Raw genomic sequence first — 22,221 nt, 5'->3', positions numbered from 1 at the left:
ACAGTATTTAAAAAGGATAGATAAGGCTCGAGAGATCACAGAGATACTCTATGTAACTGACGAAATTACACATGGAGGAAATGAAGTAATTCGCGAAATCATGATGCTAGATTTCCGTAGGGATATGCGAGACTTTGGCACTTACCCATTTAATGAAGATGAATGGGGTTTGTATAGCCTTTCGTGTGTGGCTAAAGACGTTGACGAGCCCGCCATGGAAGGAGCTTCTGTATCTAGGCTATGGCGTGATTTAGCTTTGGGCGAAGAGACGGTCCCTAGGGAATTTAACAGTCGTGTAAGAGCCGTTAATGTGTCGAGCGATGGCAGAGGGTTCCCTCTGGGATCCATTGGCTACTGATCATGATCCATGCATTTCAGCGGAATATCCATATGATAAATGCCGTCACCTCTTGATTCAGGCGCCAACGTGCAATACCGCCGATTAGACACCTCACTATATCCACCACCAAGCCCGCCGAGACTAGTCGCTGGCGTACTTGTCCGCTTGCCTTACTCCTGGTGTTAACTTTTCTCTTTGGCCGAAGTTGCTGATAGGTGAGCAGACGCACGTATCGAGCGTTTTAGGGGGCTTCCGCGCCATATCCACAGTTGTGGTTTTCACACACCGTTTTTCGCATTGATCGTCGCTAATCATGCGCTACGTCTTTTACCGTACCAGTGGGAGTTTTACAGGTTTAAAACTTTAAAGGCAACGTAAACCTGCACCCCTGTAACACTCAATAGTAAAGTGCCCCTGAGAGTTGAGGAACAGACCCAATCTAGGTGGATATCAGCAAATACACCTACCACGTGTCCTGGTCGGAAACTGACCAAAAACATGTCGCCACCGTCGCCGAGCTTCCGTCGCTGCCATGTCTAGGTCTAGATCCCGACCGCCACCCGAACACGCACCCCCAACGTCATCTTCCTCCTTGAGGTGTACCCCTACCGGACATGCGGGCGGAGGCTCCCCGCGCTTTATTCAGCCGAAAATGTTGTCCCCTTCATGGGGTTCCTCCACATTCTCCGGAGCCTCGCATACCGTCAGCGCAGCGCCAGTGGGGTCCGCCAGGATCGCGATCTGACCGAACTCGGTGTTTTGCGGCTGGACGATGATGTCCCCACCGTGTGCCTGCGCGTACTCGGCGGCGTCGACAATGTTCTCGACCCCGAAATACGTCGCCCACCGGGACCCCGACGCGTTCAACTCGGCTGCTCCTTGCTCCCCGGGGAACCACACCCCCGCGTATGCTCCTCCTTCGCTCACAGCAGTGATGACCGTGTGGGTACCCTCCCCGTGGCGCATAGTGTTCCACCGCGCCACCTGCGTGTAATACGTCGCGACGTCATCGATACTCACCCCGTCGGGGAGAATGGCCGCGAGCTCATGCCACACAGGCGTGCCCGGCTCCCCGCCAGCAATGAAAGGCTCCGACACCGAATGGATGAACCCTAATTGTGCGCCGACGATATCCGTCGCGGCCACCATCGGCCCCCGCGGCCCGTCGACGGGCTCACCGGCGGTTCCACCGTGTTCGCGAGATCGATCGGCTACCGCGCGAACGTCGTCGGTAAGAAAAGAAAGCATCCATCGGTTCGGTTGATGCTGGGCAGCGCTACCTGTGTCTGATGACACCGGGATGATGCCCGCGATGGGCATTCCCTGCTTGCGTGCGTAGTAGTAGCCGCTGCTGTCCGCGCTATCAATCTCCCAACCGAACAAGCCTCGGTAAAAGTCCGAGGAGCGCTCGAGGTCATAGGTGCGCAGTTCGTTCCAGAAGGGCATGCCTTCACTAGCGAAAAAGGCCGGCATTACATGTTCCTCCACTTTTCCGGGTCGAAATCGTCGTCGGCGGTGGCTTCATCGAAGTAGTCATCCTCGTCATCGGGGCCACCCACTTCTGCTCCTACAGAGCCGATAGTGACGACGTCACCGTGATGCAGCATGTGCCCCCTGTGGGTTTCAACCTGGCCGTTGACCTCGACGCGCCCCGCGGAAATCACTTCCTTTGCCTCACCACCGGTTTCAACGAGGCTAGCCAGTTTAATGAATTGACCGAGCTTAATTGACGAATCGCGAATAGCCGTCACCGGAAAAGAACTCATGCCGCTAGTGTATGCGAGCATGTACGTGTGGCGGAGACGGTGCCGCACTGGGGACCCCGGGAAAGGTGTGTTTAGTCCTTTTCTTTCTGCCACTGTTTCCGAGTCCGCTGCCCTATGGCTATTCCAAGTGCTACTGAGGTAACAGTTGCGATTATGCCGAAAACCATAACGCGGTTCCCGACGTTAAGCACACTGAGCAACAACCACTCAATAACCATCGCGCACACAGCGATAACTAGGGCTAAGAGCATTGCTCGAGTGATACGCCGCGCTGGAGGATGAGTGGACTTATTATTCATAAAATACACCCCACCTGACTCAGATTTAGTAACCAGCGAATTACTTTACGATATAACCAAATATCCCTATTCTTTCCATCGCCATTGTTTATTATATTTCCATATGAAGGTATAAAACAAACTAATCTTTTGTGGGTTGATAAACAGATCGCCGAACAGCACCGACAGAAGGAACCGCATGAGACGCTTCGAGTTTTCTAAGTAGCCTCTCCAAGATCACGAAGTCATCGTCAGTTAGTGCTTGAAAAAAATTCTCTCGCTCTCGACGGAGCTCAGGCTGTAGAGCACTCCACCATTCTTCCCCTACCGGAGTTAAGCTTACAAGCCTAGACCTCGCATCCTCCGGATTTGGACGCACCTGAACCCAGTTCTTCTCAATCAGACCCTTGATAGTCACCGCCATATTGCGGGGATCAACTGCGGTAACCATTGCCACCTGAGCCTGAGTCTTTTCTCCTTCGCTTAAGGCAGCTATAGCTGCGAACTGTGCGGTGGTGACACTACGCTTCGCGAGAAAAGCGTTCCAAGCCCGCTCGGCACGACGTCCAAGCGTTGCCAAAAGGAAACTAGCACCGTCCTGATACTTGACATTATCGCAATTAGTCATGTTTTATGACTATATGCACCAATCGAACATCACGCCACCAGCCGGACGCAACACAGTTAACCCCTTCGCCATCGTCCCCGATGCTGATAATTATATACATTTCGTAGAAGTGGTGTTCGGAGGTCAGGAATTATCACACGTTCGTACTCCTGATCGAGATGGGTCAATCATCCATGCAGGAGTGAATATAGGAAACTCCACCATCATGCTATTCGAACGTAAACCCGAATGGCCATTCACATCCTCCCTCTTACAAGTCTATGTGAAAAACCCCGCTACATGCCTCAACAAAGCCATCGAACACGATGCGCACATCGTAACCCCAATATCTGATTTCTATGGTGGATATAAAATCGCACGAATTCTCGATCCTTGGCACAATCTATGGTGGCTATATGAACCGACAGAACAACCCCTTCCGCAGGATAAGCGCCACAGTGATACCGACTGGCACCATCGTAAGCCAAGCGTTGTATACACCTCACTTATCAACACAATGCGCAACCTAACACCCCCTCGTTGACAGAAAAATTTTTCCTGAATATTTTTAAGCCCTCGCTTTTAAGAATGTATATAAAATCACCTCCATCTGCTAATTTTATTTTTAGTTACTATCACACCTCGAGAACGGCATTGATAGATACCACTCGATTTGCACCGTCGAGCAAATGATTGAGATAAGAGAAAATGAACATAACATAATAATTATTCAGCACTGGTACTATCTTTTGCCTATGAATAGGAACCCCGTCGATGTTAGATCATCGCTTATTAAACATTGATCGCTCAATGAAAGAAATTCTTATCTTTCAGTATATACGATCATAATACGGTCTTACTTATTCTTAAAATGAAATATTTTATCTTATATTATTAGGTGATAGTTCAGATTATTTGAGATAGAACTGCTGTTTTGAATTATAAAACAGTCGAAGCGGAGACTAGCTTCTTTCTGGCGTGAAGATGTCTTCAATTCGGCAGGAGAAAAATTCGGCCAGTTGAAAAGCTAGAGGCAAGGAAGGATCGTAGCGGCCTTTTTCGATGCTGATAACCGTCTGCCGCGAGACTCCCAGAGCCTCAGCTACCCTCTGCTGCGATAAACCGCGTTCGTCACGCAGTTCTTTAATTCGGTTTTCCACAGCTCAGCTTTCGCGCCACTTGCGGAGACGATAACTAATGCTGAAAGCGACTATTTGGAAAGCTCCAAGATAGATGGTCAGCATAGATCCAGAGACCGAGAAATCCCAGAAAGTTGATACGGTTCCGAGAACTCCCACCGAGACAAGACCAAGATGTAAGGTATCCTGTGCCGCATGTAAGTACCAATGGTTTTCAATTGATTTTTCAGGCTGGTCGATAGCGCCGTCGATGGTGCTCCGATCAACCATGAGAGCCCACGCAATCGTACTCATCGCGGCGGCAAGAACGACAAAGAAACAACCAGCGACAAGAATCCGATTGTCGGTAAATTGTGTCAAAGCAACCAAAACCCCAAATACAGTAGCAAGAACGCTACCCATTAAAATGGAGAGTGTGATCAGTAGTTTTTGACCTCCCCCAAACTTTGCCCGTCCGAATCGAGTGCGTACAAAATCCACGGTATCTCAACTCCCTGAAGTAAAGCATACTTGACATCTAGAAGGTATAAATAGTCCACTTCAATGTCAAGTTTGCTTGACACATAGTTCTGAGACACAAAATAACCAGACTGGTTAGCGCACTGCGGCAGCCCTAGAACGAAATCCCCGCGTCGTTACCTCGCCCATCAGTGCGGCACCTACCCTTAAAGATTGTTTCCGTTGGGCACGTGCAAGCACGTATTATCCCCTGAGGACATCTATTACTGCGTGAATTCGCCCCTCGAATAACCGCCCCCAGTTGTTAAAACATGAGGCCCGCGTCAATAAGTTGAACACATGGCCTTTGGGCACCTTATATGAAGGGCTATATGGCCGCTAGCCAGTAGGAACATCAAAGCCAGCAGTACCATGGAGGTCAATTCCTCTCTCAACATCGCGGCTGGCCCCGGGGCATCTTCAGTACCCACGAATGACTGCAGTGGGGTCGTCGTCACGCCGATGCAATGTTCATTGATCAATTCAAGGGGTGCCGGATTCGGCAACGACAGCTTATCGACGGAAACGATGGCTGGTAGGTGCGGATTCTATTACTACCGAGGCGACACATTCATATCTGACAGCTGCTAGAGGACGAAAAATTAGTCCTGAAGCTATCGGCATGTGAACCACTATTTTCCGCTTCCACCAAAGGGGGGCTGGCACCTGGTCGAGTGGCGTCGCTTATCACCGGCGGTCTGCCGATTTTCGTTGTAACAAGTAGAGAAGACTTTCGTCACGATGGAGCTTCGTTTAGATCATAACAACGAAGAGACTATGTCCCACTTCAGAATGTACGGAATGCAACTTGTCACCACTGATAAAGCATGGAAGTAGTGTCCCAGCCGCTCAGTTCTAGTAGATGCTTGCCATACCCGCGCCCACTTTCTACGAGGGGTATTTGTAATTGGTGATGTAGTCAGCGGACGCAAACAAAAATATAGCCCCGCAGGGTGACCTGCGGGGCTATACTCTTGAGTAGTATTCACTACTTACCCTGTGGTGCCGGAGCGTCCTGTGGTGCCGGGGCACTGTGGATTGCGTCAGGAATCAACTCGGCAGCCGGCTTGATGACCTCAGGGATGTGGTGGATATTCTGAACAAGAGCGTCAAACATGTTAGTTTCCTTTCTACGATACAACATTGTTGACGTATCACTGCCTACCCTTTGAATGGGTCAAAGGGCCGGGCCAGACCGTGCTGGACATGTCATGTCTCATCTCCAGCACGGTCTAGGTAACTCCGCCCTGCTTGTAAGTGGTTAGAAATGCTCTTTACTTCTCCTGAGAAAATGCGTGGTAGTAGCTAGCATTAATTTGGGGTTTGGCTGCGTTTGTCGCCCGAAGTCTTTCCTCTTTTAAAACACGCACGCACCACGGATGGACGAGGCCAACGTCATGATGCCACAAGCATGTGCCCCTATGAGTTTCAACCTGACGATTAACCTCGACGCGCCCTGCGGAAAAGACGTCCTTTGCCTGACCGGGGGGGTTCAACGAGGCTGGCTAACTTGATAAATTGACCAATTACGAATAGCCGTCACCGGAAAACTCATGTAGCCAGCTGCATACGAGCACATGAGTGTGGCGAGGATAGTACCGCACTGGCTTCCGGTACGAGTGTGGTTAGTCTTTTTCTTTTTGCCACCGTTTTCGAGTCCACTGCCCTATGACTGTTCCAATTGCTACACAGGTCATAGTCCCGATGATGGCAAAAACGGTGACACGGTTCTCGACGTTAAGCGCACTGATCAACCACCACTCAATGGCCATAACGCACACAGCGATAACCAAGTATAAGAACATTGCCCGGGCAATCCGCTGCGCGGGAGGGTGAGTGGATTGTTTGCTCATCATACTCATCCTTTCCATCTGTCTCTCATATGTGTGGCCAGGCCAGAAACCGAGTCGGGTGAAATTCTAGGCAGAGACGCCATCTAATACGCATGGTAGTCGAAAATCTTTTGTAAACTATACGAACTTATCAATGGGTAACCTATACTAGATTTGTGTGAGTTACTGACTACCACTAATCGGCTGCCGCCACGAAGGAACGCTGAGGGAGGAAGACCGTTGTGGAAAATCGTACGGGCGCTCAAAAATTGACGAGCGGTAATATACGTCGATTCATATTCGTTCTAGCCTTGGTCTGCCTTGTATTCGCGACTGTTTTTTCACAAGCCGGGTGGGTCCATGACAATTACGTTAAAATTGTGTATCCATCTATGGGCGTGGCATTAATTAGCCTCTTCGCATCAAAGGACAGGCTGAACCTTAAAAATGTAGCTATGGCACTTATTATTGTCGTCACCGTTATTGTGGCAGTTTCTTTTGCTGTTTGATTTGTGGTTCTAATGTACGCCCACGGCGTGTGATTGAGTTCGAACCCAGGATGCAGCTCACGCCAGGCATGGGCCGACCGCGCGTAAGCCTTTAACAGCGAAGACGAGTGGACCGCTCCCGATCTCACCCCCGTCGTGTTTTAGACCTATTTACCAGGAAAGTTCCTATAGCAGTGATGACGAGAAATATAATCGCTCCCACAACGGAATGATGCGCAAATCCAAGATAGAGCGATATAGCTACGCCACAAAGCAGAACAACAATGGCGTTTGGAGAAATCTTTACGCGCTTCATGTATTCCCTCCAATGGGGTGGCCTTTACCCACTTATAATAGCGAAGATTTCTGGATCAAAAACATAAAGCTCCGTACAAATGATGACACCGGGGTAAAATTGACGTGGCAGAGTTAGCCTTTAATCGTGTGATCTAGCAAAAATCACCGATCAACTTGGTAGATGAGAAAGCGGGTAAACAGAAGGCCGGTAAACAGCGGATCACATACGTCTAAACGCCGTCATGGGGCGGACTATTTATACCCCGCCCGTTTCCTTCTGGTGATTGATCTCCTTGGCTGCGTTGTTGGCGACTACAGCTGCCCAGCACAGCCCACTAATGACCACAACATAACCAAGCACTCCGCAAGTGACGGCCACGACACTCATTTCACCTCTGAAGAAAGAGGAAAAGAGAAGTGCTCCTGTAAGAATTAACGCGACGATTCCCGTTCTTTTGAGAATCGGTGCTGCTGCACGGTGTCCGGCATCCCAGCCTTGGTCAGATTTTTTCGTTTCCGCTGTTCTGATACCGATCGCCGAGTTTCTCGGAACCTTTCCCGAGACCGCGTTTCCGGGGAGGGTCAAACACAAAACGCTCACGATCACAAGACCGACCGAAGCGATTAGAGCTGCCACCACTTGCATTTTGTTCCTTTCGTCTTCTCACCCCACTTATCTTGCTTCGATTGCGGAGAACAACGACGCAGCTGTCGGCGAACCCAAATTCCTCACGAGCTTTCCATCGGAGATGACGACTGCCCTATCCGCCTGTGCTGCAATTTCTAGGTCGTGAGTAACCATGATCACCGTTGTACCCCGAGACGACAGGCGAGAAAGTTCATCGATCACCACGTTGGTGGACGATGAGTCGAGCGCGCCGGTGGGCTCATCAGCAAAAAGAACACGCGGTCTGATAAGAAGAGCTCGAACGATCGCCACGCGCTGCCGCTGACCACCTGAAAGCTGTGCTGGATAAAACTTTAGCTTGTCGCCGATCCCGAAACGCTCAAATTCTCTTCGGATGTCTCTCTTGGAGACTCGTTTCTTCGAGAACTTTAGACTTAACTCCACATTTTCCAGCGCGGTCATGGAGTCGATGAGGTTGTAATCCTGGAATATGAAGCTAGCATTGCGTCGGCGTGCACGACTTCGATCGTTCCTCGACATAGAGCCAAGGTCATTACCACAGAGTATTGATTTTCCGGAGTCGAACGTTTCTAGTCCAGACATGCAGTACAAAAACGTGGATTTTCCTGAACCCGACGGCCCAACTATCGATACAAATTCACCCTCCCCCGCGGAGAAATTAATCCCCTTGAGAATTTCATCATAATCCCGTCTGGTTATCTGGAATGATTTCTTGAGGTTTGAAACCTCTACAAGACTGCTCATTATGGGATCTACCTCGTTAATGTCGTGACGTTTAGTTCTGAAGAGCTTCGCATGGTCGGTACAATTATTGAAATCGACAAGAGTATGAAACTTGCGGTGAGTAAAAGAAACGTCTCGCTCCCGAACCAGACTGGCGACGCATGTGGAACAGGACCCGCAGCGAGTACCTTGCCCATAACAAACGCGTTAACCGCTAGGATGAGGAATGCTATGACAGTCGAAGATAAATAATAAATGAGCGATTCACAGACTGCTGCAACACGGATTGTTGAGGGCTGGGCTCCGAGGACCTCAAGAAGTGTAATGTCATGATTTCTCAGTCGGCTCGTCAAATATACAGAGACAATCGCGGACAACGCAGCAATAATCACTGGCAGGCCGAAAACTAAAATAATTTGGCCGGGGGGACTAACTTGTAAATCCTCCTCGCTTTGACCGAGGGCGACAGAAACATTCTTGGTTTGAGCGACCATGCCAAATACAGACCCAACAGAAGCAGCAGCAACAACCAACGGAGTAATCACCGACGTTGAGACAATCGATCGTCGGCACGCGGATGTCTTAGCGATAAACCATGAATCGGACTTCGTAAAAGAAAACAAAGCGCCGACAAGTCTCACAACAGGACGAACCAATGCTTTATCAGAGATGCCATATGCCAACAGTAAGCCGAGGGCCGCTCCCCAATATGCGGAGATCAGGCCACTTAAAGTATCTGGCTTGGTGACCGGTGAGGTGTTAGCGATTGCTATATAGCCGGTAGCTATACCAGCTACGATCGCTATCGAAAGGAATAAACGTAGGTACCCAGTTTTGCCTCGTTGCTCGGGAGTTTCTGCAACAGCTTGGACGGGATCGATCTTAGACATGGCTGCCGATCCAAAGAGTGTTGCCAAAAAGACAACTCCGAAAGAGCTTAAGGGGCCAGAGACGAGGGCACCGATGCTGATCGAATTCGACTCTAGCCCCGGTGTCAGTAAGAAACCGGTCCGCTTCACCAGATCAGTGAAGGCAGGCCACGAAATATAACCGAGAAGTGCGCCTAGCAGTGATCCGACTAGTGATGATAGAGAAGCCAACAGCACATAACGCCACCGGGCCTGACGCGGTGACGCTCCGATAACCTGCCACAACGCCACTCGCCGGGAATCTTGACGAATAGCTAGTCTTACCACGCTGGGTGAAGTGTCCCAGGTTTTGTTCCGTTTGAGTAGATGGGAAAATCTGGAATATGCCAAGAAAATTTGACCAGGATGCGAAGGATCGTGTGGTCCGTCTTGTAGAGGACCGCATCTTGGCGGAAAATATGTCGATGCAAGCCGCGTGCCAGGCAGTAGCCCCAAAGCTGGGGGTGTCATGGCACACAGCCCGTCAATGGACCCAACAGGCCCGCCGTGCGGGAAACATCCCAGAACCCGTGCCTGAAGATCTGGCCGCCGAAAACGCGAGGCTTCGCCGTGAAAATCAAGAGCTACGCGACACCAATGAACTTTTAAAGGCTGCCTCAGCTTTTTTCGCGTCGGAACTCGACCCAAAACGTCGGAAATGATCCGGTTCATCGATGAATACCGGAATCGTTTCTCTGTCGAGTTCATCTGTAAGACGTTGAAGAAAAACCGCGCTGGTGGGTTCATCACCTCGCGTGGGTATCGTCAGTCCAAGGCCCGTGGGGTAAGTGCTCGCCGCCTTCGTGATGCTGTGCTGGTTGAACGCATTAGTGCTATCCATCGGGATAATTACGGCATCTACGGTGTGCGGAAAATGTGGCATGCTCTTCATCGTGACGGAATCGATATCGGTCGTGAACAAACCGCGCGGCTGATGCGTCTAGCCGGTGTATCAGGCAAAGGCAAAGGCCGCTCGCCTATGACCACTCGCACACCTCAAAGGCCGGATTTACGCCCGGACTTGGTGGAGCGAGAATTCAAAGCCGAAGGCCCGAACAAGCTGTGGGTGGCTGATATTACCTACGTGCGCACGAAGAAAGGCTTTGTGTATGCCGCGTTTGTCACCGATGTTTACTCCCGACGGATCGTTGGGTGGGCGTTATCAGATTCCATGCGCACCGAAGCGTTGCCGCTGCAAGCTCTCAACCAGGCGATCGCGTCTGCTGAGGAAACAACAGGTCTCATTCATCATTCGGATCACGGCTCGCAGTATGTCAGCGTTGTCTACAACGAGCGTCTTGCCCAGCACGGGATTGCCGCTTCCACCGGAACTGTCGGGGATTCCTATGACAATGCTCTGGCGGAAAACGTTAATGGTTCCTACAAAAACGAGCTGATCCATACTCGCAGGTGGGATGAGGTTGTCGAGGTGGAAATCGCGACGTTTGAGTGGGTGTCATGGTGGAACGAGACGAGGCTTCACCAAAGCTTGGGATACCGAACCCCGGTCGAAGTGGAAACCGAATTTTGGGACCAGCACCCGCCGCAAGCAATAATAGAAATCAAGGCAAATGCCTAGGAACAAAACCCGGGGCACTTCAGGGCGCACACAAGATGACCGACATACACGTTAAGGCAATCTGCAAACCACCTATTGCAGCGAACTGTTCCCCAGCGTCAGTCCCTGAAGCTTGAGCACCAACAATCGTCAAACCTAATGACAGCGTGAGCATCCACGAGGACACCGCAGTCACAATGAGGATTGACACCGCCATCGGGTGCAGATCTCTCAGCTCTTTTAGTACAGTGGACGCCTTCTACATATCCCGAACAATAGAAACACGATAACTACTACGTAAACTAATATCATGGATTAACTCAGATATCCTGGGCGCATGAAATGCCCAAAATGTACCCCCGCCTTTTGCAACTTAAGCCGCCTTTTCGCCCCTTGTTCCTCGTATAACTTCCAAAGTCGGGAAGCGAAAGAAAAGTGAGGACCGACCCTGGGCTACCTTTTGGTCAGCGGAACCGGTCTTGTTGATGTCAAGATACCTGACATAGTGAAGGCGATCACAAGCCCGTGATCGTCTTCCAGAGCATATTCCAGTTGACACGCCCTCCCCACCCGCGTAGTCGTAAATGACATGTCAATTACAGCACCATTCATTATTAACGACGAAGCCCTCAACGTCCTCTTCCGCGACGCCCACACCACCAGCGCATTTGAGGACACCAGCATCGACCCCGAGGTCATCAAATCCGTACGCGACCTCGTCAAATGGGGCCCGACTTCCATGAACAGCCAACCACTGCGTATCATCGAGGTCCCCAAGGACAAGCGCTCCCGCCTCGTCCGCCACATGATGGGCAGCAACCAAGCCAAGACCGAAAAGGCGCCCCTCGCGTTCATCATGGCTGCAGACACGAACTTCCATAACAATCTGCCACAGCAGTTCCCCGCCGGTGGCAACGGCCCCCGCGACATGTATGAAAACAACAAAGAAGCACGCACCGCCGTCGCTCTTCAGTCCGCAAACTTGCAGGCGGCTTACTTCATCTTGGGCCTCCGCGCTGTCGGACTAGGCGTCGGCCCGATGGGCGGTTTCGACGCCGATGCCGTCACACAAGAATTTCTTCGCGACGGCGAACAAGCCATCATGGTCATCATCGCCGGAGTCCCGGCAGACACCGACTCGCACCACCCGCGCGGACCACGGATGGACGACGCCGACGTCTTCCGCATCGCCGACTAACCACTACCGATTATCCACTGCCGACTAGCCACCGCCGGGTCCCAGCTGCCGCGGCCCGGCTACACCCACATCAGCAGCTACGCCCGCATCGGCACGTCCGTCGGCATGATAGCGGCCGGCAAACTGGACTCGCCCATGAGCTGGCGATCCACCGCGGCAGCTGCCGAGCGGCCTTCCGAAATCCCCCACACGATGAGGGACTGCCCTCGGCCTGCGTCGCCAGCAACAAACACCGGCGCCCGGAACCCAGCCGTGAGTGGCACCTCCGCGCGGAAGTTCTCGTCGCGAACAATCCGGCCGCGGCCGTCGATCTCCAGGCCCAACTCGTCGACAATCCCGGCGCGATCCACAGAAGCGAAGCCCATCGCGAGCAGCACCAGATCCGCGTCGATCTCGAAATCGGAACCCTCAATGGGGATCGTGCCCTCCGGGGTGCGGTCCACCAGGGTGCCCTTCAGCCCCGTGATCTTTCCGTCGGTGCCGATAAACTCCACCGTGTTCGTTTTCCACTGGCGGTTGCCCAGCGGGTGCCCTTTCACGCGGGCGTCCAGGCCGAGCTTTTCCACGAGCTCCTTTTCTTCCTCGCCGGAGACCTCATACTCGCCCTCTTCGTGGGCCGTTGCGACGCGAAGCTTGCGGGGGAAGGTTGGCCACGGCGTCGACGCCGCCCGTGTCCGCGGCGGCTTCGGGCCGATATCGAACTGCACGACGCTCTTCGCGCCCTGACGCAGCGCCGTCCCGAAGCAGTCCGTGCCCGTGTCGCCACCACCGACGATGACGACGTTCTTTCCGCGCGCGTCGATCGTCGATACTTCTCTGTCCCCTTCCTGGACCTTGTTGGCCTCCGGGAGGTACTCCATCGCCTGGTAGACGCCCTCTAAGTCGCGGCCCTCAATGGGCAGGTCGCGGCCAATGGTCGAACCGATCGCCAACACCACGGCGTCGAAGCCTTGGAGGTCACTCACGGACGGGGAAATGTTAGTGCGGAACTGGGTTCCCTCCGCCACCATCTGTTCCAGGCGGCGGTTGACCCACTTCTTCTCCATCTTGTACTCGGGCACCCCGTAGCGCATCAGACCACCCAGGCGGTCGTGGCGCTCGAACACGGTGACGTCGTGGCCGGCGCGGGTGAGCTGCTGGGCGGCCGCCAACCCGGCAGGGCCGGAGCCCACCACGGCGACCGACTGGCCCGTCGAAAATGACGGGCGAATGGGCTTCACAAAGTCATGCTCAAAGCCATATTCGACGATTTCCAGCTCGACGTTCTTGATCGTGACGGGATCATCGTTGATGCCCAGAACACACGCCCCTTCACACGGCGCGGGGCACAAACGGCCCGTGAACTCCGGGAAGTTGTTGGTCGCGTGAAGGCGGTCAAAGGCCTCACGCCACCGGCCCAAACGAACCAAGTCGTTCCACTCCGGGATGATGTTCCCCAGTGGGCAACCGTCGTGGCAGAACGGGATCCCGCAATCCATGCACCGCGTCGCCTGCTGGCGCAGATCCGTTAGGTCTTGTTTTTCGTACACCTCATGCCAGTCCAACAGCCGAAGCGGAACCGGCCGGTGGGCTTTGTCATGACGGGAATACTTTTGAAATCCATGTGGGTCAGCCATCAGTGCACAGCCTCCATAATCGCTTCGGCAGTTGCTGCCTCATCTCGTCCTTGAGCCTGACAACTCTCCATAATCGTGAGCACGCGGCGGTAATCCCGCGGCATCACCTTCAGAAATGTTCCGACTGGGGTCGTCGAACCAGTCCACTCCCGATAACTTGCAACAGTCTGATCCAGCCAGGCCACATCCTCCGCGGTGGGTTCCTCAATATCAGACAACGCCGTATCGATACGGTCACGGATACCGCCTTGACCAGCGGGGATACCATCGTCGGGAAGGAAAGCAATGCCACCCGACATACCGGCGCCAAAGTTGCGGCCCACATGACCGAGGACAACCACACGGCCACCCGTCATGTACTCGCACCCATGGTTACCGATCCCCTCAACGACGGCGGTCGCGCCCGAATTACGAACACAGAACCGCTCGCCCACCGTGCCACGGACGAACAGCTCGCCCGAGGTCGCACCATAACCGATGACATTGCCAGCGATGATGTCGCCCGACACGTCACGGCCGGCTTTTTCCACGGCCGAGACATAGTGCGGATCGGGGCGCACGACAATGCGTCCACCCGACAATCCTTTACCGACGTAGTCGTTGGCGTCGCCGGTCAAGGCCAGAGTGACACCGTGGGGCAAGAACGCCCCGAAGGAGTTACCGGCCGATCCTTCAAATTCCACGGTCAATGCGCCTTCACGCAGGCCGTCGGCGCCACCGACGCGGGAAATTTCCGAGCCGACCATGGCGCCCACGGAACGGTCCACATTGGAAATCCGGTACGACAGCTCAAGAGGCTCGCACTCGCCCTTCGCGTCGATGACCTCGCGCGCATCGCGAATGATTTGGTTATCCAACGCCTTGTCCAGCGAGTGGTCCTGCGTCTTCGTGCAGTGCTTGTCCTGGTACATGAACGGGCTATCGGGCTGCTCGAAAATCGACGAGAGGTCGAGCTTCGCCGCATCCGGGTGCTTATCTGCCACTTCACGGTTGACGCCCAGGATCTCGGAGTGGCCGACCATCTCGTCGATCGTGCGGAAACCGAGTTCCGCCATGTACTCGCGAATTTCCTCCGCAATGAACTGGAAGAAGTTCACCACGTACTCGGCGCGGCCGCTGAACTTCGCCCGCAGGTCCGGGTTCTGCGTCGCCACACCCACGGGGCAGGTGTCCAAGTGGCACACACGCATCATGATGCAGCCCTCAACCACCAGAGGAGCCGTCGCAAAACCAAACTCTTCCGCGCCCAGCAGGGCAGCAATGACGACGTCACGGCCGGTTTTCAGCTGGCCATCACACTGCACCGTGATCCGGTCACGGAGACCATTCATCAGCAACGTCTGCTGCGTCTCCGCCAAGCCCAGCTCCCACGGAGCACCCGCGTGTTTCAAGGACCCGAGAGGGGAAGCACCGGTGCCACCGTCGTGGCCGGAAATCAGCACTACATCCGCGTGCGCCTTGGACACACCCGCGGCAACCGTGCCAACGCCCTGCTCCGACACCAACTTCACGTGGATCCGCGCATCCGGATTAGCGCACTTCAGGTCGTGAATGAGCTGAGCGAGGTCCTCGATCGAGTAAATATCGTGGTGCGGCGGTGGCGAAATCAACCCGACGCCGGGAGTGGTAATGCGCACTTCCGCAATCCACGGGTACACCTTGTGCGGGGGCAGCTGACCGCCCTCGCCAGGCTTCGCGCCTTGGGCCATCTTGATCTGGATGTCCGTGCAGTTGTTCAGATAGTGGCTGGTCACACCGAACCGGCCCGACGCCACCTGCTTGATGGCGGAGCGGCGCCAATCGCCATTCGGGTCCTTCGTGAAGCGGTCGGAATCCTCGCCACCTTCGCCGGAGTTAGACATGCCGCCCAGGCGGTTCATAGCGATGGCTAAGGTCTGGTGGGCCTCCGCGGAAATCGAGCCATACGACATCGCACCCGTCGAAAAGCGCTTCACAATCGCGCTCACGGGCTCAACTTCGTCAATATCCACCGGCGGACGGTTGGGGTTGAACTTAAACAACCCGCGGATCGTGGCCAACCGTTTGGACTGATTATTAACCTTCTCGGTATACCGCTTAAAGACCTCATAGCGGCCCGTGCGCGTGGCGTGCTGGAGGGTGAAAATCGTCTCCGGGTTGAATAGGTGGTATTCACCCTCACGACGCCACTTGTACTCGCCGCCCAGTTCCAGCTCGCGGTGTGCCTGCTCCTCAGGGCGGGGCAAGAACGCCTCGCGGTGGCGGTCCCCAACAGCCTCGGCAATAGCCTCCAAACCAACGCCGCCGATCGGGGCAAAACTACCCGTGAAGTACTCATCCAAGAACTCTTGATTCAAGCCCACGACGTCGGCTAGCTGCGCTCCGCGATACGACGCCACCGCAGCAATGCCCATCTTCGACATCACCTTCAGCAGGCCCTTGACCGCCGCTTTCGTGTAGTTATTAAACGCGGTCTCGAGGTCCATATCGCCCAAGGAGCCCTGTTTACGCAGCTCATCGATTGTTTCAAAGCCCATGTAGGGGTTGATGGCGTCGGCGCCAAAGGTGATCAGCATGGCGATATCGTGGACCTCGCGCACATCGCCGGCCTCCACAATCAAGGAGGCGCGGGTACGTGTCCGCTCACGCACTAAGTGCTGGTGGACAGCGGAGGTCAACAACAGCGACGGAATAGGCGCAAAGCGCTCATCCGACTCGCGGTCGCTCAGCACTATCAGCGTTTTCCCGTCGGCAATGGCATCCGACACCTCACGACGGATGCGTCGCAAAGCCTCCTGTATGCCACGGCCACCATGAGCCACGGCATACAACCCGGAAATAATCGCGACGTCGAACTGCGGGAACTCTCCACCATCATTGGCGTGAATTAGCCGCGCTAAATCACGGTTACGCAAAATGGGGTCGTCGAGGTGGATGAGCTTCGCGGCATCAGCATCCGGGTGCATGATGTCCCGCTGGGCACCCAAGTGAGTGAACAGCGAAGTCATGAGTTTCTCACGAATGGAGTCCAGTGGCGGGTTCGTGACCTGCGCAAACCGCTGCTTGAAAAAGTCGAATAGGTACGACGGGTGATCGGACAGCGCCGCGATCGGCGTATCGGTACCCATCGAACCAATGGCCTCTGCACCATTAAGCGCCATGGGCTTGACGATGATGTCCACGATTTCCTGGGTGAAACCGAACACACGCTGGCGCAACACGGCCCGGTGGTGAGGCATCCAGTGGTAATCCGCGTCCGGAAGATCCTCCTTGCGCACAAGGTTGTGCGATACCCACTCGCCATAGGGCGCCTGGGAGGCAAGATCAGTTTTGATCTCCTCATCTGGGACGACGCGACCCTGAGAGGTGTCCACCAAGAACATCTCGCCCGGCTTCACGCGGGTGCGTTCCGCCACGTGCTCTGGGTCGATGGGCAAAACACCTGCCTCAGACGCGCCCACGACCAGGCCGTCGTCGGTAATCCAAATACGGCCAGGTCGCAGACCATTGCGATCCAGAACAGCGCCGATGACAGTGCCGTCAGTGAAGACGACGTCGGCGGGGCCGTCCCACGGTTCCATCAGGCACGAGTTGTACTCATAAAAGGCGCGGACGTCGTCGGATAAATCGGCATTGTGTTCCCAGGCCTCCGGGATCATCATGAGCACCGCGTGGGGCAGCGAACGCCCACCGAGGTGCAGAAGCTCCAAGGCTTCGTCGAACCGGGCCGTGTCCGAACCGCCGGGATCACAGATCGGGAGTACCCGGTCTATCGGGCCCAGCACTTCAGAATCAACTACCGCTTCACGGGCTCGCATCCAGTTCTCGTTACCGCGCACCGTATTGATTTCGCCATTATGGGCAACCATGCGGTAGGGGTGGGCCAATGGCCAGGATGGGAACGTGTTTGTCGAAAAACGGGAGTGAACCACAGCAATGGCTGATTCCACCTGGGGATCCTGCAAGTCAAGGTAGAATTCCCGCAACTGCGGGGTGGTCAGCATACCTTTGTACACAACGGTCCGGGCGGACAACGAGGGGAAATACACAGTGTCCTCGCCCGACCCGGCACCAGCACCCTTGCTACCCAGTTCGCGTTCGGCGCGCTTGCGCACAAACCACACGGCGCGGTCCAGGTCAATGCCCTCGAGGGGAGCGCCGTCATCCTTGGTTCCCGAAATAAAGACCTGGTGGAAGAGCGGCATCGCATCCCTGGCCATGGCGCCGATTGAGGAATCGTCGACGGGGCAATCACGCCAACCGATGAGCGTCAGACCTTCTTCTTTAATGATGTCTTCGACGTAGCGCACTGCGTCGAGCGCCGCCATGCGGGCAGCGGGCAGCATGGCGATGCCGGTCGCGTATTGGCCAGCGGGTGGGAGTTCAATATCCTGCTTGGCCATTTCACGGCGGTAAAAAGCGTCTGGAATCTGAATCAAAATCCCGGCACCGTCGCCGGTGTTTTTCTCCGCACCTGCAGCACCACGATGCTCGAGGTTAACAAGTGCTTGAATTCCTTTGTCAACAATGTGGCGGCTTTTGTCACCGTGCATATTCGCAACAAACGCGACGCCACAAGCGTCATGCTCAAAGGATGGGTCGTAAAGACCCTGGCGTGAGGGAACAGTCGTCATCTGGTCGCCTTTTCGTTCACATGGCTGTAACGAGCCTGGTTAGCCGTGGTCTGTCGGTGAGATCTACCACGTGCGGGGTTGTGCACAGTGAATAGGATCAATGGATCTCGCACGGGGTCAACCGTGACGAGATCGGGCCCACCGCTAAAACGACGTGGGCATTCTGGTTTATTTCAGGGGTAAATTGGTACTTTATCGCAGGAGACTCACATGGGTGGTGAACTCCACGTTCTGCCCTACTACCTCTACATCATGAATGTTTCAGCAATGTTTCCTAAAGGTTTCATGGATGTAGTGGTTATGTCAGCTGTTATCGGGCTTAACAAGCGGGAAGGCCAGCGACTGGCGGATCGTCGACCCCGTAATCAACATGACGATACGATCCACGCCAATTCCCAGGCCACCGGTCGGGGGCATGCCAAATTCCAAAGCACGAAGGAATTCCTCATCCAACTCCATAGCTTCGGGATCCCCGCCGGCGGCAAGAAGCGATTGCTCCTCTAACCGCTGACGCTGATCAATAGGATCGGTCAGCTCCGAGTACGCGGTACCCAGTTCGACGCCCCACGCCACGAGGTCCCAGCGTTCCGTCAACCCCGGCTTACTGCGGTGCCGACGCGTCAACGGGGAGACGGACACCGGGAAGTCCTTATAAAACGTGGGGAACTTCGTCCGCGACTCCACGAATTCGTCGTAGAGCTCTTCGATAATGGTGCCGTCGTCCGCATCTGGGCGCAGTGGCATGCCTGCCCGTTCCATCAGGGCATCTAATTCTTCGCGTGGCGTATCCACCGAAATAACCGGGCCGTCCCAGATTCCGTCCGCCCGCGCGCCCTCGGTAATAGCATCGAGCACGGATTTCACGGGCCACTCGCCGGAAATGTCGACCATGCTGCCGTCGGGTGCCGTCACGACGGGCTTCCCATGCACCGCAGTCGCCGCGTTCACAATGAGCTCATGGGTCAGGGTCATCATCGTTTCGTAGTCACCGTGGGCGTCGTACGCTTCCAATGATGTGAACTCCGGGTTGTGCGTGGCATCGACGCCTTCGTTGCGGAACTCGCGGCCCAGCTCAAAGACACGATTGACTCCGCCACACATGAGCCGCTTCAAGAAAAGCTCGGGGGCGATACGCAGATACAAGTTCATGTTGTACGCGTTGATGTGCGTAATAAACGGCCGTGCATTCGCGCCACCATGAATAGGTTGCAAAATGGGAGTTTCCGCCTCCAAATACCCCGAACTGTGCAGGTCGCACCGCATCGAGTGCAGCACCGCGGACCTCGCCGTCAACGCCCGGCGCGACTCAGCATTCACGGTCAGGTCGATGTGCCGGGACCGCACCCGCGCTTCAGGGTCGGTGAGCCCATCAGTTTTGTTGGGCAACGGGTGCAGGGATTTCGCTTCAAACCGGATACGGTCGGCCAGAAGCGACGGCTCGTCCTTCCGCGAGACACCCTTTTCGCCCTCAACGCGGATAATGTCGGCAAGGTCAAGATCCTTGCGCCAGGCCTCATAATCGCTGCACCGAGCTTGTTCGACGATTACCTGTGTGTCGCCCGACCAGTCATGGAGCTGGAGAAACATGACGCCACCGAAGTCGCGCCGGGCGATAATACGGCCGGAAATGGAGGCGGCAACACCATCATCCATGCCGGCAATCTGCGCACAAGTATGCGTCGGCCGGATGGCAGTGGGCCACGGGCTCACCCCTTCATCGCGCAAACGCTGTGCTTTTTCCAGGCGCACTTTGACTTGTTCCGAGCGACGGTGGTGCACTGCGCGCCCGGCGCGGGCCTCCTCCATGAGGCGGGGTGCGAGCTCGAGTGCTTCGGCGGCGCCTTCTCGTTTCACGGATCCGACGGGGGTCAGTGGGGGTTTACGACGCGACAGGGGCGCGGGCACGAACCCTTCAACGATGCCGGACACCAGTCCGACGCGGGCGATGGCGCGGTTATCTTTGAAGCAGATGTACCGGGGTGCCCAGGTGGGGTTGTATTTTTCGTTGGATCGGTAGAGCGCTTCCATCTGCCACCATCGCGACAGGAAGACCAGGAGGCTCCTCCACAGGCGCATGACGGGGCCGGTGCCGAGTTCGTGGGCCGTCGCAAAGACCTGGCGGAACATGGCGAAGTTCAGCGAGATTCGTGTGACTCCGACGTTTAATCCGGCGTTGCAGAGCTCCGACACCATGATTTCCACGGTGCCATTGGGTGAGTCGGGTGACCGACGCATGAGGTCCAGCGACACTCCGGTGCGCCCCCACGGGGAGAAGGAGAGTTCGCCGACGCGTCGGGCCACGCCGGTTGGTGAATGGTGGGCGTCTTGGATGGCTTCGACCAGGAGGTTATTGGAATCGGCCGGATCCCCCAGGCGCGAGAGTGCCATAGAGAAGCCGCGCTCGTTGTTGGTGTCGCGCCATGCGTCGGCATCGCGCTGGACGCTGGCCATCTCTTCATCGGTAAGTTCACCGTGGCGACGGATCCGCACGGTCACGCCTGCTCGCCGAGCCCGGGCGACGGCCTGACGCACTGCCTTAAATTCGGGTTGACTCAGTGAAAAGCTATCGGTGTAGATGATGGCTTCGTCGCCCAATCGGAGGGTTTGTAGTCCGTGGGATGAATAACAGTGTGCGCCCCGATCGGATGCCCCCATCACCGCCGGGGTCCACCCGTACATCACCGCCTGGTGCAGCCACGCGTCCACGGCTTGATCCCAGGCAGCGGGGTTGCCGATGGGATCTCCCGACGCAATACATACACCCAGTTCGACGCGGTACGTGACCGCTGCCCGCCCGTCGGGAGAATAAATGACCGATTTGTCGCGGCGCGTCGCGAAGTATGCCAGGGAATCGTCCTCTCCCCACCGGGCGATCATGGCGCGAATGGCTGTCTCGTCGTCGGGAGTAAGTGCATTATTGTCGCGCTGGCTGCGGAAAAGGGTCCACACGGACAGGAGGAACACGATCGCGCTGGCCAGGGTGATGACAAATGACACGATCCATTCCGGGTGGCCCCCGAAGAACTTTTGATCGACCAACGAGAAGGCAAAGGACTTGTTGAGAACCCATTGCAAACGATTACCGCGGGACAGAGTGTGCGGGAAAAGTTCGACGAGTAACCAACCACTGGCGGTGACCAGGCCTTCCCCGATGACATAGACCGCGAGGGCTTTTCTGATGGCCGCGTGCCGTGTCCGCGCCGGGAAGGCGGAGCGAGTAGCCAGAAGGCCGATCAACATGACTGCCTGGACGATGAATCCCACGTTGAGCTCAACCGTCGTGACCGTGCTGCCGGTGTCGTAGCCGTTGACCCCCAGCACGAAGAGCAGGATGTTCTCGATGTTCAGGATCACGAGGAGAATTACGCTGACCCACCAGGCCAGGCGTTTGCGGGCGAGAATCGCTCCTGCCAGCAGGCCCAGGGCAAGGGCCCATGATATTGACACCTCTGGCATGGGGAGGATCACGTAGTCGAAGAATTCCCGGATGCTCTGCAGCTGATGCCGGACCGGCCTGACCGCGCTGAACAGAAGCGCGATGAAGGAATACACAGCGAGCAAGGTACCAAAAAACGGCGGGAATCTTTTGATAAACGTGGCGAACACAGTCTTATCTTGCACCCGCCCTGAACCTGTAGCCATAGAATTGTCCCCTAATACCCTGTGATTTCCTTGTGAGACTACCAGTCGTTGGCGCGTACCTATGATTGG

18 protein-coding genes are annotated in these 22,221 nt (G+C 55.2%); 3 read left to right on the top strand and 15 right to left on the bottom strand.

Annotated elements, in window-relative coordinates; all coding sequences use genetic code 11:
• Positions 1-982: 982 nt before the first annotated feature.
• From KCQ76_RS06395 to KCQ76_RS06380, 4 genes are all read right to left on the bottom strand, one after another.
• Positions 983-1,813 carry a VOC family protein gene (locus KCQ76_RS06395; protein ID WP_052722236.1) on the bottom strand — a complete coding sequence of 277 codons (831 nt, stop codon included), beginning with the start codon at positions 1,811-1,813 and terminating at the stop codon, positions 983-985.
• Positions 1,813-2,106 carry an RNA-binding S4 domain-containing protein gene (locus KCQ76_RS06390; RefSeq protein ID WP_046203686.1) on the bottom strand — a complete coding sequence of 98 codons (294 nt, stop codon included), beginning with the start codon at positions 2,104-2,106 and terminating at the stop codon, positions 1,813-1,815. Before KCQ76_RS06390 ends, KCQ76_RS06395 begins: the two co-directional genes overlap by 1 nt.
• Positions 2,107-2,177: 71 nt before the next feature.
• On the bottom strand, positions 2,178-2,405 hold the full coding sequence (locus KCQ76_RS06385) for a hypothetical protein (protein ID WP_046203632.1): 228 nt from the start codon (positions 2,403-2,405) through the stop codon (positions 2,178-2,180).
• A gap of 121 nt (positions 2,406-2,526) precedes the next feature.
• Positions 2,527-3,012 carry a MarR family winged helix-turn-helix transcriptional regulator gene (locus KCQ76_RS06380; RefSeq protein WP_046203633.1) on the bottom strand — a complete coding sequence of 162 codons (486 nt, stop codon included), beginning with the start codon at positions 3,010-3,012 and terminating at the stop codon, positions 2,527-2,529.
• Between KCQ76_RS06380 and KCQ76_RS06375 the strand changes: the two genes are divergently transcribed.
• On the top strand, positions 3,011-3,535 hold the full coding sequence (locus KCQ76_RS06375) for a VOC family protein (protein ID WP_221914818.1): 525 nt from the start codon (positions 3,011-3,013) through the stop codon (positions 3,533-3,535). The two genes, KCQ76_RS06380 and KCQ76_RS06375, sit on opposite strands and share 2 nt — an antisense overlap.
• Positions 3,536-3,953: 418 nt before the next feature.
• Here the strand turns inward: KCQ76_RS06375 and KCQ76_RS06370 are convergent, their stop codons facing one another.
• The 7 genes from KCQ76_RS06370 to KCQ76_RS06345 all read right to left on the bottom strand — a co-directional run bounded on the left by KCQ76_RS06370 (position 3,954) and on the right by KCQ76_RS06345 (position 9,813).
• Positions 3,954-4,151 (bottom strand): type II toxin-antitoxin system RelB family anti-toxin, encoded by a 198-nt coding sequence (locus tag KCQ76_RS06370; protein ID WP_046203634.1) that lies wholly within the window; start codon positions 4,149-4,151, stop codon positions 3,954-3,956.
• A gap of 3 nt (positions 4,152-4,154) precedes the next feature.
• Entirely contained in the window at positions 4,155-4,610 is a 456-nt protein-coding gene (locus KCQ76_RS06365; RefSeq protein WP_221914817.1) for a hypothetical protein, read from the bottom strand.
• A gap of 1,006 nt (positions 4,611-5,616) precedes the next feature.
• Positions 5,617-5,745, bottom strand: coding sequence for a hypothetical protein (locus KCQ76_RS10995; RefSeq protein ID WP_257994329.1), 129 nt, complete (start codon positions 5,743-5,745; stop codon positions 5,617-5,619).
• A gap of 508 nt (positions 5,746-6,253) precedes the next feature.
• Entirely contained in the window at positions 6,254-6,484 is a 231-nt protein-coding gene (locus KCQ76_RS06360; RefSeq protein ID WP_046203636.1) for a hypothetical protein, read from the bottom strand.
• Positions 6,485-7,501: 1,017 nt separating this feature from the next.
• Positions 7,502-7,891: an SdpI family protein gene (locus tag KCQ76_RS06355; RefSeq protein ID WP_046203638.1), complete on the bottom strand. Its 390-nt coding sequence runs from the start codon at positions 7,889-7,891 to the stop codon at positions 7,502-7,504.
• A gap of 27 nt (positions 7,892-7,918) precedes the next feature.
• Positions 7,919-8,638 (bottom strand): ABC transporter ATP-binding protein, encoded by a 720-nt coding sequence (locus KCQ76_RS06350; protein ID WP_046203639.1) that lies wholly within the window; start codon positions 8,636-8,638, stop codon positions 7,919-7,921.
• Positions 8,639-8,646: 8 nt separating this feature from the next.
• Positions 8,647-9,813 carry an FtsX-like permease family protein gene (locus KCQ76_RS06345; RefSeq protein WP_221914816.1) on the bottom strand — a complete coding sequence of 389 codons (1,167 nt, stop codon included), beginning with the start codon at positions 9,811-9,813 and terminating at the stop codon, positions 8,647-8,649.
• 56 nt (positions 9,814-9,869) lie between these two features.
• On the opposite strand from KCQ76_RS06345, the gene KCQ76_RS06340 reads away from it, so the two are divergent.
• Positions 9,870-11,104 (top strand): IS3 family transposase gene (locus KCQ76_RS06340; RefSeq protein ID WP_172953431.1). Its coding sequence is split into 2 segments (ribosomal slippage): positions 9,870-10,158 and positions 10,158-11,104, totalling 1,236 coding nucleotides; the frame shifts between segments, so codons are not numbered across the junction.
• Positions 11,105-11,123: 19 nt separating this feature from the next.
• Here the strand turns inward: KCQ76_RS06340 and KCQ76_RS06335 are convergent.
• Entirely contained in the window at positions 11,124-11,300 is a 177-nt protein-coding gene (locus KCQ76_RS06335) for a hypothetical protein (RefSeq protein WP_221914815.1), read from the bottom strand.
• 372 nt (positions 11,301-11,672) lie between these two features.
• On the opposite strand from KCQ76_RS06335, the gene KCQ76_RS06330 reads away from it, so the two are divergent.
• Positions 11,673-12,281: a malonic semialdehyde reductase gene (locus KCQ76_RS06330; RefSeq protein ID WP_046203641.1), complete on the top strand. Its 609-nt coding sequence runs from the start codon at positions 11,673-11,675 to the stop codon at positions 12,279-12,281.
• 77 nt (positions 12,282-12,358) lie between these two features.
• Here KCQ76_RS06330 and KCQ76_RS06325 read toward each other — a convergent pair whose 3' ends face one another.
• From KCQ76_RS06325 to lysX, 3 genes are all read right to left on the bottom strand, one after another.
• Positions 12,359-13,897: a glutamate synthase subunit beta gene (locus KCQ76_RS06325; RefSeq protein WP_046203642.1), complete on the bottom strand. Its 1,539-nt coding sequence runs from the start codon at positions 13,895-13,897 to the stop codon at positions 12,359-12,361.
• Positions 13,897-18,510, bottom strand: coding sequence for a glutamate synthase large subunit (gltB, locus tag KCQ76_RS06320; RefSeq protein WP_046203643.1), 4,614 nt, complete (start codon positions 18,508-18,510; stop codon positions 13,897-13,899). The genes KCQ76_RS06325 and gltB overlap by 1 nt, the downstream gene beginning before the upstream one ends.
• Positions 18,511-18,813: 303 nt before the next feature.
• Positions 18,814-22,152 (bottom strand): bifunctional lysylphosphatidylglycerol synthetase/lysine--tRNA ligase LysX, encoded by a 3,339-nt coding sequence (gene lysX / locus KCQ76_RS06315; protein WP_082089805.1) that lies wholly within the window; start codon positions 22,150-22,152, stop codon positions 18,814-18,816.
• Between the last annotated feature and the right edge of the window lie 69 nt (positions 22,153-22,221).

Source organism: Corynebacterium parakroppenstedtii (genome assembly GCF_019754935.1).
GTDB classification, from domain to species: Bacteria; Actinomycetota; Actinomycetes; order Mycobacteriales; family Mycobacteriaceae; genus Corynebacterium; species Corynebacterium parakroppenstedtii.
Note: the sequence above shows the minus strand (reverse complement) of the source record. Positions and strands in the feature narration are given on the sequence as shown.

Bases quoted from the DNA above. Each gene is read 5' to 3' on its own strand.
- KCQ76_RS06360 (WP_046203636.1), bottom strand. From the start codon at position 6,484: ATGATGAGCAAACAATCCACTCACCCTCCCGCGCAGCGGATTGCCCGG.
- KCQ76_RS06380 (WP_046203633.1), bottom strand. From the start codon at position 3,012: ATGACTAATTGCGATAATGTCAAGTATCAGGACGGTGCTAGTTTCCTT.
- KCQ76_RS10995 (WP_257994329.1), bottom strand. From the start codon at position 5,745: ATGTTTGACGCTCTTGTTCAGAATATCCACCACATCCCTGAGGTCATC.
- KCQ76_RS06385 (WP_046203632.1), bottom strand. From the start codon at position 2,405: ATGAATAATAAGTCCACTCATCCTCCAGCGCGGCGTATCACTCGAGCA.
- KCQ76_RS06390 (WP_046203686.1), bottom strand. From the start codon at position 2,106: ATGAGTTCTTTTCCGGTGACGGCTATTCGCGATTCGTCAATTAAGCTC.
- KCQ76_RS06325 (WP_046203642.1), bottom strand. From the start codon at position 13,897: ATGGCTGACCCACATGGATTTCAAAAGTATTCCCGTCATGACAAAGCC.
- gltB (WP_046203643.1), bottom strand. From the start codon at position 18,510: ATGACGACTGTTCCCTCACGCCAGGGTCTTTACGACCCATCCTTTGAG.
- KCQ76_RS06355 (WP_046203638.1), bottom strand. From the start codon at position 7,891: ATGCAAGTGGTGGCAGCTCTAATCGCTTCGGTCGGTCTTGTGATCGTG.
- KCQ76_RS06330 (WP_046203641.1), top strand. From the start codon at position 11,673: ATGTCAATTACAGCACCATTCATTATTAACGACGAAGCCCTCAACGTC.
- KCQ76_RS06350 (WP_046203639.1), bottom strand. From the start codon at position 8,638: ATGAGCAGTCTTGTAGAGGTTTCAAACCTCAAGAAATCATTCCAGATA.
- KCQ76_RS06395 (WP_052722236.1), bottom strand. From the start codon at position 1,813: ATGCCGGCCTTTTTCGCTAGTGAAGGCATGCCCTTCTGGAACGAACTG.
- KCQ76_RS06375 (WP_221914818.1), top strand. From the start codon at position 3,011: ATGTTTTATGACTATATGCACCAATCGAACATCACGCCACCAGCCGGA.
- lysX (WP_082089805.1), bottom strand. From the start codon at position 22,152: ATGGCTACAGGTTCAGGGCGGGTGCAAGATAAGACTGTGTTCGCCACG.
- KCQ76_RS06335 (WP_221914815.1), bottom strand. From the start codon at position 11,300: ATGGCGGTGTCAATCCTCATTGTGACTGCGGTGTCCTCGTGGATGCTC.